This is a genomic window from Helicobacter pylori (assembly GCF_021062735.1).
GTDB lineage: Bacteria > Campylobacterota > Campylobacteria > Campylobacterales > Helicobacteraceae > Helicobacter > Helicobacter pylori_DN.
Genome location: NZ_JAHXLB010000009.1, coordinates 14,408 through 27,611, shown reverse-complemented (window position 1 = coordinate 27,611; position 13,204 = coordinate 14,408). Strand labels below are relative to the sequence as shown.

20 protein-coding genes are annotated in these 13,204 nt (G+C 39.5%); 2 read left to right on the top strand and 18 right to left on the bottom strand.

What is annotated here, in order from left to right:
• Positions 1 to 4 precede the first annotated feature (4 nt).
• Genes KX581_RS05150 through rpsJ form a run of 15 tightly spaced genes read right to left on the bottom strand, consistent with a single transcriptional unit; the run spans position 5 to position 6,358 of the window.
• Positions 5 to 190 (bottom strand): type Z 30S ribosomal protein S14, encoded by a 186-nt coding sequence (locus KX581_RS05150; protein ID WP_001085694.1) that lies wholly within the window; start codon positions 188 to 190, stop codon positions 5 to 7.
• Positions 191 to 199: 9 nt separating this feature from the next.
• Positions 200 to 745: a 50S ribosomal protein L5 gene (gene rplE / locus KX581_RS05145; protein ID WP_075646386.1), complete on the bottom strand. Its 546-nt coding sequence runs from the start codon at positions 743 to 745 to the stop codon at positions 200 to 202.
• A 12-nt stretch (positions 746 to 757) separates the two neighbouring features.
• Positions 758 to 979 (bottom strand): 50S ribosomal protein L24, encoded by a 222-nt coding sequence (rplX, locus tag KX581_RS05140; protein ID WP_000834238.1) that lies wholly within the window; start codon positions 977 to 979, stop codon positions 758 to 760.
• A complete protein-coding gene (gene rplN / locus KX581_RS05135) occupies positions 979 to 1,347 on the bottom strand; it encodes a 50S ribosomal protein L14 (protein ID WP_000616110.1) in 369 nt (122 codons plus the stop codon). The genes rplX and rplN overlap by 1 nt, the downstream gene beginning before the upstream one ends.
• Before the next feature lies 1 nt (position 1,348).
• Positions 1,349 to 1,609, bottom strand: a complete 261-nt coding sequence (rpsQ, locus tag KX581_RS05130) for a 30S ribosomal protein S17 (protein ID WP_001093079.1) — start codon at positions 1,607 to 1,609, stop codon at positions 1,349 to 1,351.
• A gap of 14 nt (positions 1,610 to 1,623) precedes the next feature.
• On the bottom strand, positions 1,624 to 1,824 hold the full coding sequence (rpmC, locus tag KX581_RS05125) for a 50S ribosomal protein L29 (protein ID WP_000877899.1): 201 nt from the start codon (positions 1,822 to 1,824) through the stop codon (positions 1,624 to 1,626).
• Positions 1,811 to 2,236 (bottom strand): 50S ribosomal protein L16, encoded by a 426-nt coding sequence (gene rplP / locus KX581_RS05120; RefSeq protein ID WP_000928961.1) that lies wholly within the window; start codon positions 2,234 to 2,236, stop codon positions 1,811 to 1,813. The genes rpmC and rplP overlap by 14 nt, the downstream gene beginning before the upstream one ends.
• 2 nt (positions 2,237 to 2,238) lie before the next feature.
• Positions 2,239 to 2,943, bottom strand: a complete 705-nt coding sequence (gene rpsC, locus KX581_RS05115; RefSeq protein WP_000529978.1) for a 30S ribosomal protein S3 — start codon at positions 2,941 to 2,943, stop codon at positions 2,239 to 2,241.
• Between the two features lie 3 nt (positions 2,944 to 2,946).
• The gene (rplV, locus tag KX581_RS05110; RefSeq protein WP_231175767.1) at positions 2,947 to 3,315 is read right to left on the bottom strand and encodes a 50S ribosomal protein L22; all 369 of its coding nucleotides are present in this window, start codon (positions 3,313 to 3,315) and stop codon (positions 2,947 to 2,949) included.
• 9 nt (positions 3,316 to 3,324) lie between these two features.
• A complete protein-coding gene (gene rpsS, locus KX581_RS05105; protein ID WP_000091385.1) occupies positions 3,325 to 3,606 on the bottom strand; it encodes a 30S ribosomal protein S19 in 282 nt (93 codons plus the stop codon).
• An 11-nt stretch (positions 3,607 to 3,617) separates the two neighbouring features.
• Positions 3,618 to 4,448: a 50S ribosomal protein L2 gene (gene rplB, locus KX581_RS05100; RefSeq protein ID WP_000985809.1), complete on the bottom strand. Its 831-nt coding sequence runs from the start codon at positions 4,446 to 4,448 to the stop codon at positions 3,618 to 3,620.
• 16 nt (positions 4,449 to 4,464) lie between these two features.
• Positions 4,465 to 4,746, bottom strand: coding sequence for a 50S ribosomal protein L23 (locus tag KX581_RS05095; protein WP_000763613.1), 282 nt, complete (start codon positions 4,744 to 4,746; stop codon positions 4,465 to 4,467).
• Between the two features lie 3 nt (positions 4,747 to 4,749).
• The gene (rplD, locus tag KX581_RS05090; protein WP_231175766.1) at positions 4,750 to 5,397 is read right to left on the bottom strand and encodes a 50S ribosomal protein L4; all 648 of its coding nucleotides are present in this window, start codon (positions 5,395 to 5,397) and stop codon (positions 4,750 to 4,752) included.
• Positions 5,398 to 5,431: 34 nt separating this feature from the next.
• Positions 5,432 to 6,007 carry a 50S ribosomal protein L3 gene (gene rplC, locus KX581_RS05085; protein ID WP_231175765.1) on the bottom strand — a complete coding sequence of 192 codons (576 nt, stop codon included), beginning with the start codon at positions 6,005 to 6,007 and terminating at the stop codon, positions 5,432 to 5,434.
• A 36-nt stretch (positions 6,008 to 6,043) separates the two neighbouring features.
• Positions 6,044 to 6,358 (bottom strand): 30S ribosomal protein S10, encoded by a 315-nt coding sequence (rpsJ, locus tag KX581_RS05080; RefSeq protein ID WP_000411561.1) that lies wholly within the window; start codon positions 6,356 to 6,358, stop codon positions 6,044 to 6,046.
• A 209-nt stretch (positions 6,359 to 6,567) separates the two neighbouring features.
• On the opposite strand from rpsJ, the gene KX581_RS05075 reads away from it, so the two are divergent.
• Both KX581_RS05075 and KX581_RS05070 read left to right on the top strand, forming a co-directional pair.
• The gene (locus tag KX581_RS05075; protein ID WP_231175764.1) at positions 6,568 to 7,656 is read left to right on the top strand and encodes an ATP-binding protein; all 1,089 of its coding nucleotides are present in this window, start codon (positions 6,568 to 6,570) and stop codon (positions 7,654 to 7,656) included.
• 264 nt (positions 7,657 to 7,920) lie between these two features.
• A complete protein-coding gene (locus KX581_RS05070) occupies positions 7,921 to 8,499 on the top strand; it encodes a hypothetical protein (RefSeq protein ID WP_231175763.1) in 579 nt (192 codons plus the stop codon).
• Here the strand turns inward: KX581_RS05070 and KX581_RS05065 are convergent.
• From KX581_RS05065 to fumC, 3 genes are read right to left on the bottom strand one after another with little or no spacing between them, the layout of a single operon-like run.
• Positions 8,473 to 9,087 (bottom strand): ribonuclease HII, encoded by a 615-nt coding sequence (locus KX581_RS05065; protein WP_231175762.1) that lies wholly within the window; start codon positions 9,085 to 9,087, stop codon positions 8,473 to 8,475. The genes KX581_RS05070 and KX581_RS05065 overlap by 27 nt on opposite strands.
• A complete protein-coding gene (locus tag KX581_RS05060; RefSeq protein WP_231175761.1) occupies positions 9,084 to 11,717 on the bottom strand; it encodes an SIR2 family protein in 2,634 nt (877 codons plus the stop codon). Before KX581_RS05060 ends, KX581_RS05065 begins: the two co-directional genes overlap by 4 nt.
• Positions 11,718 to 11,720: 3 nt before the next feature.
• On the bottom strand, positions 11,721 to 13,112 hold the full coding sequence (gene fumC / locus KX581_RS05055; protein ID WP_231175760.1) for a class II fumarate hydratase: 1,392 nt from the start codon (positions 13,110 to 13,112) through the stop codon (positions 11,721 to 11,723).
• Positions 13,113 to 13,204 lie beyond the last annotated feature (92 nt).

Here is a 13,204-nt window from a genome sequence, read left to right as displayed (position 1 = left end):
ATCCTTACCAACTAGCTTTTCTCAAGCCCGGGATGAGTCCCTCACTGCCCATTTTTCTTAAGCACACCCTACAAAGTCCAAAATCCCTATACACCGAATGAGGTCTCCCACAAATGCGGCATCTGGTATAGGCTCTTACTTGAAATTTTGGTTTCCTTTGAGCCTTTGCTATCATTGATTTTTTAGCCATATTAACCCCTTATCTCACTTTTGCAAAAGGCAATCCAAGCAATTCTAACAACTTGAACGCTTCTTTATCGTTGTCTGTAGAAGTTACCATAGTGATGTTCATGCCATGACTGACCATAATATCATCATAAACCACTTCCGGGAAAATCAACTGCTCATTGATCCCAAAGGTGTAATTCCCACGCCCATCAAAACCATTCCGTGAAATCCCTCTAAAGTCTTTCACTCTGGGTAAAGAAATCACAATCAGCTTTTCTAAGAAATTATACATGCGTTTATTCCTTAAGGTAACTTTCGCCCCTACCGCCATGCCTTCTCTGATCTTAAAGCCTGCAACGGATTTTTTCGCTTTAGTGATAACCGCTTTTTGCCCTACAATCAAAGAAATCGTTTGCGCGATATTTTGCATGATTTTCATGTCTTTTGCATGAGCCCCAGCGCCCACGCTGATAACGATTTTTTCTAGCTTGGGTAAAAGCATGGGGTTTTTGATGTCTAATTCTTGAGCGAGTTTTGCCCTCACTTCATTTTGATAAAATTGTTTCAAACCAAACATGTATCCAACTCCTTAAGCTTTCTTCACATTGGAAATGTGCATGGGCTTTTCTTTATGGATAAAGCCCCCTTTAGGGTTATCATCAGTAGGTTTAATCGCTTTTTTCACCACTTTACACCCTTCAACAACCACTTGAGAAGTCTTAGGCAACACCGCCAAAACCTTAGCGACCTTACCCTTATCGTCTCCTGCAATGACTTTCACCATGTCATTTTTTTTGATTTCGCTTTTCATTATACAACCTCCGGCGCTAGAGAAATAATTTTCATGAAATTAGCGTAACGCACTTCTCGACTCACTGGCCCAAAAATCCTTGTGCCAACCGGATCTTTTTTAGCGTCCAAAATCACTGCTGCATTGTCATCAAAACGCACCAAAGAGCCATTTTTCCTTTGGATTTCTTTTTTCGTTCTCACCACAACGGCTTTGACTACTTGACCGCGCTTCACCTTACCATTAGGGATAGCTTTTTTCACGGAAGCCACGATCACGCTGCCCACGCTCGCATAGCGTTTATGGCTGCCTCCTAACACCTTAATACACATGATTTCTTTAGCGCCGCTATTGTCAGCGACATTCAATCTTGTAAAACTCTGTATCATGTTATACTCCCACTACTAAAATTTCTTTAAGCGTGAAAGACTTGGTTTTAGAAAGCGGTCTGCACTCAATCGCGCTCACAAAATCTCCTACTTTCACCTGATTGTTTTCATCATGGATGGTGTATTTTTTAAACTTTTTAACAATCTTGCGGTATTTTTCATGCACCACTTTTCTTTCCACAAGAATCACAGCGCTTTTTTCAGCAAACTTGCTGATAACCTTGCCTTGCACCAGCCTTTTATGCGGCTTTTTCGTATTCATTGCTTACCCTTTTTTTACTCAACGCTAGAAGAATAATACGCATTAATGGCCGTGTTAATGCGAGCGATATTTCTTCTAGTTTTCTTAATCTCGTTAGGATTACTCAATTGCATGGTCTTTAACTTAACGCGCAACTCAAAAAGCTCCGCTTTTTTAGCATGCAACAACTCTTCTAATTCCTTGATACTCTTATCTTTCAATTCAGTATATTTCATTTTCGCTCTCACAAGTTACAATTTTGGTTTTAAAAGGAAGTTTGCTCTGAGCTAACGCTAAAGCTTCTCTCGCTAGTCCTTCTTCAATGCCTAGCATTTCATAAACGATTCTGCCCGGCTTGATATTCATCACCCATTTTTCCACAGAGCCTTTACCTTTACCCATCCTGGTTTCTAAAGGTTTAGCGGTCAAAGGCTTATCAGGGAACACTCTAATCCACACCTTGCCCGCTCTTTTAATGTGCCTTGTCATGGCCACCCTTGCGGATTCAATCTGGCGTGAATCGATCCTCCCATGCTCTATGGCTTTAATCGCAATATCCCCAAACGCAATAGAGTTACCACGATGGGCTTTCCCACGATTGCGCCCTTTCATTTGCTTTCTGTATTTTGTTCTTTTTGGCATTAACATGATTATTGCCTCCCTCTTCTGCTTCTTCTAGGCTCTCTTTCTTCTTTAGCCTCTTCTTTTTTCTCAAATTGGATACCTTTTTGCAAAACTTCCCCTTTGAAAATCCACACTTTCACGCCAATAATACCATATACCGTCATCGCTTCAGCAAAGCCATAATCAATCTTAGCCCTTAAGGTGTGTAAAGGCACACGCCCTTCCATGTACCATTCGGTGCGAGCGATTTCAGCCCCTGCTAAACGGCCAGAAACACGCACCTTGATCCCTTTAGCGCCGGATTTTAACGCCGCTTGCATGACTTTTTTCATCGCGCGGCGGAAAGCGACCCTTTTTTCTAGCTGGGTGGCTACATTTTCTGCGGCTAATTGGGAGTCAGCTTGGGGGCGTTTGACTTCTTTAATATTAATGGAAACTTCTTTTTTGATGAGCGTTTTTAAGCCTTCTTTAACTTTTTCAATATCCACGCCTTTTTTACCAATGATAAGCCCTGGGCGAGCCGCTACGACCGTAACGCGCAGTTTTTTAGCCGCTCTTTCAATCACAATCTCGCTCACGCCGGCATAATAAAGCTCTTTTTTAAGGAATTTCCTAATCTTATTGTCTTCATCAATATTGCTTGGAGCGGTGCGAGCGCTAGGGAACCATCTGGAAGTCCAATTCCTATTAATACCTAATCTTAAACCTACCGGATTAACTTTTTGTCCCATGCCCTACTTACCTTCTGCTTGATTTTTTTTATGGCTTTTAGAAGATTTCATTTCTTTCCCTTCTGCTACTTCTACGAATACATGAGATGTTGGCTTTCTAATGGCTGTGGCTCTGCCTTTAGCCCTTGGAATGGAGCGCTTAAGCACAGGGCCAGCATCCACTCTGCAAGAAACAATCAGAGCGCTCTTGGCGTCTAAAGAGCCGTTAGCGACCGCAGAAGCCACCACTTTTGAAAGCACTCTAGCCGCTTTATTGGGCGTAAATTCCAAACTAGCGATCGCTAATTCAGCACTCATGCCTTGAATCTGTCTTGCAATCAATCTGGCTTTAGTAGGAGATAACCGCACAAATCTTAATAACGCTTTACTCATTTTACCCCCTTACTTGCCAATCTTTTTTTGGACACTGCCTTTGTGCCCTTTAAAAGTTCTTGTAGGAGCGAATTCCCCTAACTTATAACCCACATGGTTTTCTGTGATATACACAGGGACAAAAACCCTTCCGTTATGCACATTATAAGTAAAACCAATCATTTCAGGCAAAATGGTGCTTCTTCTAGACCATGTTTTAATCGGACGGTTATCCTTGCCCTCTTTTGCCTTGAGCGTTTTTTTCATCAAGTGGTCGTCTATAAAAGGACCCTTTTTAATTGACCTAGACATTCTTTAACCCTTTATTTATGTTTCTTTCTGGAAATGATGAGCTTGTCGCTAGCTTTTTTCTTTCTAGTCTTATAGCCCTTAGCTGGAGTGCCCCAAGGCGATACAGGATGACCGCTTGTCCCTGTTTTACCCTCACCCCCACCATGCGGGTGATCCACTGGGTTCATAGCGCTACCACGAGTTTGTGGGCGAATCCCTCTGTGGCGGTTACGCCCTGCCTTACCGATAGAGACATTGATAAAATCCTCATTCCCTACCACGCCAATACTTGCCATGCATTCGCTTAAAATGTAGCGCATTTCAGAGCTTGGCATCCTAAGAATGGTGTATTTATTTTCTCTACCCATGATTTGAGCGCTCATCCCAGCACTTCTGGCTAATTGCCCGCCAGCCCCTGGATGCATTTCAATATTATGCACCACCGTTCCTATAGGGATATTTTTTAACTTCATCGCAAAGCCCACTTTAATATCCAAACCGCCTTCAGCAGCGATAACGCTATCGCCTACTTTCAAGCCGCTTGGCTGTAAAATGTAGCGTTTGTCCCCATCAGGATAGACTACAAGAGCGATGCGTGCGTTTCTGTAAGGATCATACTCAATCGCAGCCACTTTCCCTTCAATGTTGTATTTGTTGCGTTTGAAATCAATAATGCGGTAGAGTTTTTTAGCCCCTCTCTCTTTGTGGCGGCTGGTGATGCGCCCGTTATTGTTTCTCCCTGCTGTTGCTTTAAGCTTAGTGAGTAAGCCTTTGACACTGCTTTTTGCGGTAATGTCTTTAGAGTCCAACACCGACATGAAGCGTCTGCTTGGGGTGTAGGGCTTATAAGTTTTAATCGCCATAACGCTTTCTCCTTTCTTAAGCGCCAAGGGCGGCAATGCTAGCGCCCTCTGGAACTTTCACATAAAATTTCTTAAACGACTTTCTTTGTCCAAGCTTCCCTCTAAAGCGTTTCACCTTACCTTCTTGTTTCAAAGAATTGATTTTCAAAGGCTCAAAGCCAAAGTAAGTTTTAAACACTTCTTTGAGCTGGTTTTTAGTTACATTTTGAGCCGTTTGGACCACTAAAACGCCTTTTTCTTGCAATCCTAATGACTTTTCAGTGTAAAGAATTGACTTTATATCCATGATGTCTGCCATTTTTTACTCCTCTGTCTTATCTTGCACCACATGCTGAAACGCTGCTTCTTCCATCACTACAGAGCTAAACGCTGCTAAAAGATAAGCGTTTAACTCGCTCACATCAATAATGAGGCATTTTTTAAGGTTACTAAAGGCTAACTCAGTGTATTCGTCCATGTTCATGCACACAAACAAAGTGTCTCGTTGCTCTAAAGCCTGGAACATTTGGTTGGCTTCTTTAGTCAAATGCTTTCTTTTATTGTCTTCAACCACGCCTTCTATAGCGATTTTTTCCACCACAAAAAGCTTATTCGCTTGCGCTTTTTCTTCTAAAGCGTATTCTAAAGCCAAGCGTTTTTGTTTTTTATTGATTTTAAGGTTGTAGTTGCGGTTGTTAGTGGCCCCATGAGAGACACCCCCACCCACAAACACAGGCGAAGTGATGCTCCCTGCTCTGGCCCTTCCGCCCCCTTTTTGCGCCCAAGGCTTCCTACCGCCCCCGCTCACTTCAGCACGGTTTTTACTTTTAGCGGTATTAGCGCGCGCAGAAGATAAATAATGTTTCACATAAAGATAGAGGTTATGGCTGTTGATGCCCTCATATCTTTTAGGTAACTCCACGCTACCCTTTTCTTTCAAATGGCTGTCTAAAACGATGGCCTTACTCATATCAAACCCTTTATATTATATTCAGCGTATGGTTTTATACCGCTCTAACGCGTCCATAAGCCCCAGAAAAGCCGACCACTGAACCCTTTAGCACTAACACCATACTTTCTTTATCAAAAGAGAGCACCTCGTTTTGGCAAGTAACTAGCTCATTGCCATAATGCCCTGCCATTTTCCTACCCTTTTGCACTCTTCCTGGCCATTCTCTGTTACCAATAGAACCAGGACGGCGGTGGAAACGGCTCCCATGAGCGGCAGGCCCGCCTTGGAAATTCCAACGCTTCATCACCCCCGCAAAGCCTCTTCCCTTAGTTTTAAAGCTCGCTTTAACCCTTTTAAGCGTTTCTAAAACGCTCAAATCCAAATCGCCCAACTCTTGTTGTTGGGAAGCTTTTAAGGTAGCGAAATGGTTAAACTCTTTACTGAGTTGGTATTTCTTTTGCTGGCCTTCAATCGCCTTATTGTGTTTTTTATGCATCGCATAGGCCACTAAAGCTCTCCCGTTTTCTAGCTGGCACACTTTCGCTTGCAAAACTTTAAGCAAGGTTACAGGCGTGCTGTTAGCATCAATGGTGCGGCTCATGCCTATCTTTTGAACTAAAAATTCCATATCTAACCCTTATTTTATGATCTCAATGCGTTAGGACTACTTCGTTTCCATAGAGGTTACTTCTACATCCACTTCAGGAGCTAAGTCCAACTTCATCAAGCTATCCACGGTTTCTGGGGTGGCCGAAATAATATCAATCAATCGGCTATAAACCCTAATCTCAAACTGCTCTCTTGAATCCTTATTGACATGCGGGGAGCGTAAAACGGTGTAACGCTTATTCTTAGTCGGTAAAGGGATAGGCCCTCTAATTTCAGAACCTGAGCGCTTTACGGCTTCCACGATAGCCACAACAGAGCGATCCAACACTCTATGGTCATAAGCTTTGAGCTTCAACCTGATTTTTTCCATAAACTCTCCTAAAAGAACTCGTTTCATCCGTTACTAAAAAACAGAATAAAACAATAAAATAAAAACTGAAATACTACTCAAAATGCGCCATTTAGTCAATAACTTTTGCTATTTTTAGGGCTTTTTAGAGATTTTTACTTCCTTTTTATAAGGAAATATAAAAAATGCACTACGATTGCCTTAATCCAATCCCATTTGTAAGGAAGTTCATGCCCCTTTCTTGCTTGCACCCTTTTGGGCCTTTTGAAACCCCTAAAGAGCCGTCTTTAAGCAACCCGCTTTTAAAGGCACCTTCAAGCGATAAAATCTGTCTTTTAGGGCCGATGAAATCCGGTAAAACCACTTTCGCCCTGAAACTAGCGAAGGATTTTAAAAACCCTGTGTATATCAATTACAATGACATGCGTTTGAACCAAAACATTCTAAGCTCATGGCTTTTAAAATGGCATTTAGAAAAGAAAATGGATTTGCTCATTTTAGATCGTATTGATCGCTTGGATTTCAGCCTGCCTAAGCTTCCTAAAATCGTTCTTATCCCTAATTATTTAAGCCCCATAACAGCGCCAGATTGCAGCTTGTGCTATGCGTTAGGGTTGAATTTTAAAGAATATATTAGCTTTTTCAAACCCAACACCCCTAAAAACACCCTGTTTAACCGCTTTTTAAGAGATGGCAACGCTTTAGATTCGCTTTTTATAGAAAATGAGCAAGAAAAAATCCTAAAAAAACAAGAAAATATCCAATTAATCTTTCAAGCTTACGCCCCCTTAATGGCTAAAATCTGCACGCATCAATCTAAGTTTGTGAGCGCTTTTTATCTTTATACGCAACTCAAAAAAGAGCTTAAGATCTCTAAAGACACTCTTTATAAATTGTTACACGCGCTAGAAAACCAGCGCATCATTTTTTTAGTCCCCAGTTTTGAAAACCATAAAACCAAATTGTATCTGTGCGATTTTGCCTTGCCTTATAGCCTGACTCCTAGCCCTTCGCTTTTAAACGTTTTTGAAAACATGGTTTTTTTAGAGCTTTACAAGCAATTCCCAAAATATGAGCTTTACTCCCATGATAATGGGATTTTTATCTTGCGTAAAAATTCTACCAACAAGCTCGCCCTCATCGCCCACGCTTTCCCCACGCCCCATTTTTTAGAAAAGCAGCTTTTATGGTGCCATCAACATGGGTTTTTAAAAATTGCAGTCGTTTCTATCAACGCCCCCATTTCAGCAACCAATACCCCCTACAAACACCTTAATTTCATTGATTTTTCTTTGGATATTCAATCTATTTTGGTATAATAGTTATTATGTATTTATGTATTTATGTATTTATGTATTTATGTATTTATGTATTTATGTATTTATGTATTTATGTATTTATGTATTTATGTATTTATGTATTTAATATTATTACTAAAATTTTTAATTGATTATTTAATATTTTTTATTTTTTCTTAAGCTAATTCACTATAAGCTATCCCAGTATTTCGCCTTTTTGAGAAATACCACCTACCCTAAAAGCGTAGGGCGTTTTCAATATTCTTTTATGGAAAGGAAGTTATAATGAATGCATTGAAAAAATTAAGTTTCTGTGCCTTGTTATCCCTAGGCCTCTTCGCTCAAACAGCGCATGCTGAGAGTTTAAAGGACACGATTAACTGTCCCAATTGGCTTAAAATCAATCTTTTTGACCAAAAGAACCCGCTCAATCAATATGTCGGATCGGCTTCAATTTCTGGTAAAAGGAACGATTTTTACGCCAATTACATCCCCTATGATGACAAATTGTCCTCTGAAGAAAACACTGAAAAAGTGGCTTTTTTAAGGGCTAAAATGAACGCTTACAACACGTTAGAAAGAGTTTTATTCACTAAAATGCACAAATCTATTGCTAAAGCGCTTCAAGTTAAAAATAATGTTATCAGCTATTTATTCGGGTTGGTTGATTTTTTAACGTCTAAATCCATTTTGGCTAAAAGGTTCGTGGATACCACTAACCATCGTGTGTATGTCATGGTGCAATTCCCTTTCATTCAGCCTGAAGACTTAATCGCTTACTTTAAAGCAAAACGCATCGACCTTTCTTCAACGAGTGCTACCAATCTCAGCACCCTTTTAAATAAGGCGTTGTTCCACATCTAAGAGTTTGGGATTTAAGATGCGGTTTTTAAGCGTGAAGCTATGCCGATGAAAAGGCGTAGCCCCTAGCTTAATGATCGCTTCTATATGCTGTTTAGTCCCATACCCGCAATTCTTATCCCAGCCGTATTCCTTAAACAAAGCGTGCAATTGCCGCATTTCTCTATCCTTAAAGGCTTTCGCCAAAACAGACGCCATAGCGATTTGAACGATCTTCTCATCGCCCTTGATGATGGTTTGTATATTGGGGTAGCGTTTATTCAAGCCAAACGCCGTGTTGCCGTCTATTTTTATTTTATTAGCTAAAGAGCAACCATTTTCTAAAATTTCTTGAATAGCGAGTTTCAAACACGCCCCCAAACCTAAGCTATCAATTTCATTCGCGCTTTTTTTAACCACCCAAAACTTGACCTCGCCATGCGTTTTGATCTTATCTTCTAAGAAAAAGCGCTTTTTTGGGCTGAGCTTCTTGCTGTCTTTTAAGCCCATTTCTAAAAACTCTAAGGCCGTTTTTTCATTACACGCCACCCCAGCCACAAAAAGCGACCCAGCCAAACACCCCCTCCCCGCTTCATCAATACCTAGAGTCATTTGCTTGATAAATTTTTTGAGAGATTAGGTTTTTCAGGATTAGGCAAATACTTTTCAAACACTTTCTCACACCCCCTAATAATCTTTTGTTTATACCATGAACCTTGCCCACAAAAATTACAAAACTTTCCATGATGGTCCGCCAAAACTTTCTGAATATCTTCTTGCTTATTTTTTCCAAAATGCAAAAAATGTTTTTCTAAAAATTCCCAAAAACTTTCAATAATGCTGTATTTATATTCATCTTCTTTTCTACGCTCTTCTAGTAACTCAACAGCTTTTTTAAAAAAGCTGAACGTATCCTCTTTGTCTTCAGCATTAGTTCCTTGATAAATGTATAAGCGAGCTTGCTGGTTATCAATATAATCCACATCATAGCTATCTTTTTGATTCGCCTTACCATATGCTTGATCTAAATAATCTTGCGCCTCTTTAAACTTGCCTATTGATATATGACATATTGCATACTGTAACCAAAACTGAGGATTCTCTATAAGAATTGGAATCTCTCTTTTAGCGTCATCATAATAGTTACGCAAAAATGTAAACTTCTTATCCTTATCTCCATCTTTTTCTTTGCCAAATACACGACTCATAGTGCGATAATTCAATAACTTAAGATATGCTTGATAACTTAAATTATGGTAGCTTTTCTCTGTGTTTCTCACCCTTTTTAATATCTCAAAAGCATATCCTGTGATTTCATCATATGAGAACATGTGGTGCAAAATAAATAAAGCTAGAATACTGGAACCAGAATCGTCGTCAATCCATAAGTTTAAAGCTCTGAGCTGTTTGATATGTTGCGATTTAAGATTCCCTAATCCATCATCTCCTAATAAATATGAAAAAAGCGCAATGTCTTTGCTAGTGATATTCGCTACATGCAAAAAACAAATAACAAATAATATCTTTTTTATTTTTTTATCGTTTAAAACATTATTTAAGCTCTTAACTAGCTCGTTATAAATATGTTCAGAATTAAATATATCTAGCAAAATAAGCAACATTTGAGCGTTGCAATTTTTTTGAAGATACTTTTTTTGTTCCTTAAAAGATCTTTCACTCAAGCTCCTTGACCACAAACCAAGATGACTGATAATCTGTACAAAAATACCTAAATCTAAATCGCTCAACTGTCCTATCTCTACTGATGAGTCTTCTGAAATAGACTTGCAACCCTCATCGCCATGCCCATCAACAGCTCTTGTTGCCAATATCAATTTGACACAGCGAGTTTCTCTAACTTTATTAGCAATGTATTGAGAAATTTTTAATTGATTCAAGTAAGAATCTATAAAGATTATAGCTTTCTCATTTCCATCTTTAAGTTGTTTTAGTAGGGTATCTATTTCTTCTTTTTGAGAAATAAAATCCCCATGCCTAACAAAATATACTGATTTACCACTTTCAACAAGCGTTACTGCTAATTGTCTTAAAAATATCGTTTTCCCACTCCCTAATTCGCCAAACACCCCTAAAATCCCTACGCTATCTCGTGCTAATTCGCGTTTAGCTTCATCAATTTCTTCTTTTCTAGGAATTAGTTTAGGAACATAATCTGACTGAATAGGACTTTTCAAGCTATATTTATCCTTTATCCCTTCTGTTATCTTATCTCCTAGAGTGAATCCCTTACCTGAAAAACTTTTTCTAATCTGATGCCCATTTTTTAAATACTGCAAAACCTCATTTCGTAACCATCCATCTTCAAACTTACCTTGCTCAAAAAATAATTTTAAGTCATTGTCTCTAATATTGACATCCAATGAATTAGAAATGATTATTTGTTCTAAATAGTTAAAACCTAAATTAGTATCCTGTGGCCAACATTCTTGTATCTTGTTTACAAAAGACTCCATACCAATTTTAAGCAATTTCCCATACCCTTCAAATTTGTTATCGCCAATAGGATCATCATCGGAATTTTTAGGATCTGCAACCACAAAGATAGTTTTCTTCCGCATACTTTCAGTTTTTGCAAATAAGATTCTCTCAATAGGCATATCCGCTAAAGAATATCCCATAAACACCACCAATGCAGAGTATTGCAAATCATTCATAAATTTATCTTTCCACTTTGAAGAGTTTGCAAAAACATCACTATTAACATAAGAAGAACGACTCAATTTGAAAGAGTTATCTAAATGTTCTGGTTCTAATCTATCCACACAACCATTAATATGCAAACAAAAATTTCTAGATTTACTTGGCAACATGCTTTCAAGCGTTAAAATATCAATATTTTTATTAACCTGCTTGCCAGCATAACAAACCAAGTCATCGTAATTTGTCGTGTAAATGCTCTTCCATGGCCATCCTACAACAACTTTTTGTTCATCCTTTGATTGTTTGACCCTAAAAATATCTTTTAATTTTTCTACAATTTTTTGATGATCTTGTTTTTTTAAGCAATATTCAGCCACATCTTTCAGATCTTTTGTCTCATAATACTTTCTCTCAAGTCCACAAAATTCACCTAATTTATCTCTTAGCTGATTGCCCAAGGGCAATTCGCCATCAAACCCTGTAGCGCCAGCTGAAAAGCCAGCCCCAAAAAACACTACAGCACTCCCTCTCACAATTTCTCTTGCCCACATTTCATAATCTTGATCCTTGATCTTAGCCATGTTTCAAGCCTTAGGCCCGATCATCTTTTCAGGCACCACGAATTGGTCAAAATCTTCAGCGCTCAAGAGTTTCAGTTCCAGCGCGCTTTCTTTTAAAGAAATGCCTTTTTTGTGGGCGTTTTTAGCGATTTTAGCGGCGTTTTCATAGCCTACATGCGGGTTTAGGGCGGTTACTAGCATTAAAGAATGGTGCAAGTAATAATCAATTTTTTCTTTATTAGGCTCAATACCGCTCGCACAATGGGTATTAAAACTTTCCATGCTGTCGCTCAATAGCCTCAAACTCTGCAAGAAATTATAAATGATCACCGGCTTGAACACATTCAATTCAAAATTACCCTGACTGGCCGCAATGCCAATAGCGGTATCATTCCCCATCACTTGCACGGCCACCATTGTCATCGCTTCGCATTGCGTGGGGTTCACTTTACCAGGCATAATAGAACTGCCCGGCTCGTTTTCAGGGATATTAAGCTCGCCCAGACCACAGCGCGGCCCGCTCGCAAGCCATCTAATATCGTTAGCGATTTTCATTAAATTCGCCGCTAAAGCCTTAAAAGCCCCATGTGCATAAGCGATAGCGTCATGGCTAGTGAGTGCATGGAATTTATTGGGCGCAGAAATGAATTTCACGCCGCTAAACTCGCTCAATTCTTCAGCCACTTTTTCACTCAATTCTTTATGAGCGTTTAGACCTGTGCCTACGGCCGTCCCGCCTATGGCTAATTCTCTTAAATGCTCCAAACTCTCTAAAATTTGTTGTTTAGAATGCTCTAGCATGCTCGCATACCCGCTAAATTCTTGCCCCAAAGTTAAAGGCGTAGCGTCTTGCAAATGCGTGCGCCCGATTTTGACAATCTCTTTAAATTGTTGGCTTTTTTCTTTAAAGGTTTTTAACAGATTCTCTAAACTGGGCAGTAGTTTGTGCGTGATTTCTAGCACGCTCACAATGTGCATTGCGGTAGGGAAAGTGTCGTTGGAGCTTTGAGACATGTTCACATCATCGTTAGGGTGGATGAGTTTTTTCTCCCTAAAATTACCCCCTAAAATTTCTGTAGCCTTATTGGCAATGACTTCATTGAGATTCATGTTCGTTTGAGTCCCGCTCCCTGTTTGCCATATCGCTAGGGGAAATTCGCCGCACAACTCGCCTTTTAAAATGCAATCGCACGCTTTGATAATGGCTTGCGATTTTTCCAGGCTTAATTTCCCCAACTTGTGGTTAACTACCGCCAGACTCCTTTTGAGTTTGGCAAACGCGCCAATGAGTTCTTTAGGCATTTTTTCAGTGCCGATCTTAAAGTTTTCAAGACTGCGTTGCGTTTGAGCCCCCCAGTATTGGCTATCATTTACTTTGATTTCGCCCATCGTGTCATGTTCGATTCTAAATTGCATGCTAATCCTTTGAAATTTGATTTTAAAACCTTAAAAAAATAGCATAAACTCTTATACCTTCTACTTAAAAACCCTAATTTTTTAAACACCAT

What these genes read in the sequence shown, in the direction of transcription:
- rplB (WP_000985809.1), bottom strand. Translation starts at nt 4,448, where the DNA reads ATGGCGATTAAAACTTATAAGCCCTACACCCCAAGCAGACGCTTCATG.
- fumC (WP_231175760.1), bottom strand. Translation starts at nt 13,112, where the DNA reads ATGCAATTTAGAATCGAACATGACACGATGGGCGAAATCAAAGTAAAT.
- rpsQ (WP_001093079.1), bottom strand. Translation starts at nt 1,609, where the DNA reads ATGAATACGAAAAAGCCGCATAAAAGGCTGGTGCAAGGCAAGGTTATC.
- KX581_RS05060 (WP_231175761.1), bottom strand. Translation starts at nt 11,717, where the DNA reads ATGGCTAAGATCAAGGATCAAGATTATGAAATGTGGGCAAGAGAAATT.
- KX581_RS05095 (WP_000763613.1), bottom strand. Translation starts at nt 4,746, where the DNA reads ATGGCAGACATCATGGATATAAAGTCAATTCTTTACACTGAAAAGTCA.
- rplC (WP_231175765.1), bottom strand. Translation starts at nt 6,007, where the DNA reads ATGGAATTTTTAGTTCAAAAGATAGGCATGAGCCGCACCATTGATGCT.
- rplP (WP_000928961.1), bottom strand. Translation starts at nt 2,236, where the DNA reads ATGTTAATGCCAAAAAGAACAAAATACAGAAAGCAAATGAAAGGGCGC.
- KX581_RS05065 (WP_231175762.1), bottom strand. Translation starts at nt 9,087, where the DNA reads ATGACTCTAGGTATTGATGAAGCGGGGAGGGGGTGTTTGGCTGGGTCG.
- KX581_RS05150 (WP_001085694.1), bottom strand. Translation starts at nt 190, where the DNA reads ATGGCTAAAAAATCAATGATAGCAAAGGCTCAAAGGAAACCAAAATTT.
- rplX (WP_000834238.1), bottom strand. Translation starts at nt 979, where the DNA reads ATGAAAAGCGAAATCAAAAAAAATGACATGGTGAAAGTCATTGCAGGA.
- rplD (WP_231175766.1), bottom strand. Translation starts at nt 5,397, where the DNA reads ATGAGTAAGGCCATCGTTTTAGACAGCCATTTGAAAGAAAAGGGTAGC.
- rpsJ (WP_000411561.1), bottom strand. Translation starts at nt 6,358, where the DNA reads ATGGAAAAAATCAGGTTGAAGCTCAAAGCTTATGACCATAGAGTGTTG.
- KX581_RS05075 (WP_231175764.1), top strand. Translation starts at nt 6,568, where the DNA reads ATGCCCCTTTCTTGCTTGCACCCTTTTGGGCCTTTTGAAACCCCTAAA.
- rplE (WP_075646386.1), bottom strand. Translation starts at nt 745, where the DNA reads ATGTTTGGTTTGAAACAATTTTATCAAAATGAAGTGAGGGCAAAACTC.
- rpsS (WP_000091385.1), bottom strand. Translation starts at nt 3,606, where the DNA reads ATGTCTAGGTCAATTAAAAAGGGTCCTTTTATAGACGACCACTTGATG.
- rplN (WP_000616110.1), bottom strand. Translation starts at nt 1,347, where the DNA reads ATGATACAGAGTTTTACAAGATTGAATGTCGCTGACAATAGCGGCGCT.
- rplV (WP_231175767.1), bottom strand. Translation starts at nt 3,315, where the DNA reads ATGAGTAAAGCGTTATTAAGATTTGTGCGGTTATCTCCTACTAAAGCC.
- rpmC (WP_000877899.1), bottom strand. Translation starts at nt 1,824, where the DNA reads ATGAAATATACTGAATTGAAAGATAAGAGTATCAAGGAATTAGAAGAG.
- KX581_RS05070 (WP_231175763.1), top strand. Translation starts at nt 7,921, where the DNA reads ATGAATGCATTGAAAAAATTAAGTTTCTGTGCCTTGTTATCCCTAGGC.
- rpsC (WP_000529978.1), bottom strand. Translation starts at nt 2,943, where the DNA reads ATGGGACAAAAAGTTAATCCGGTAGGTTTAAGATTAGGTATTAATAGG.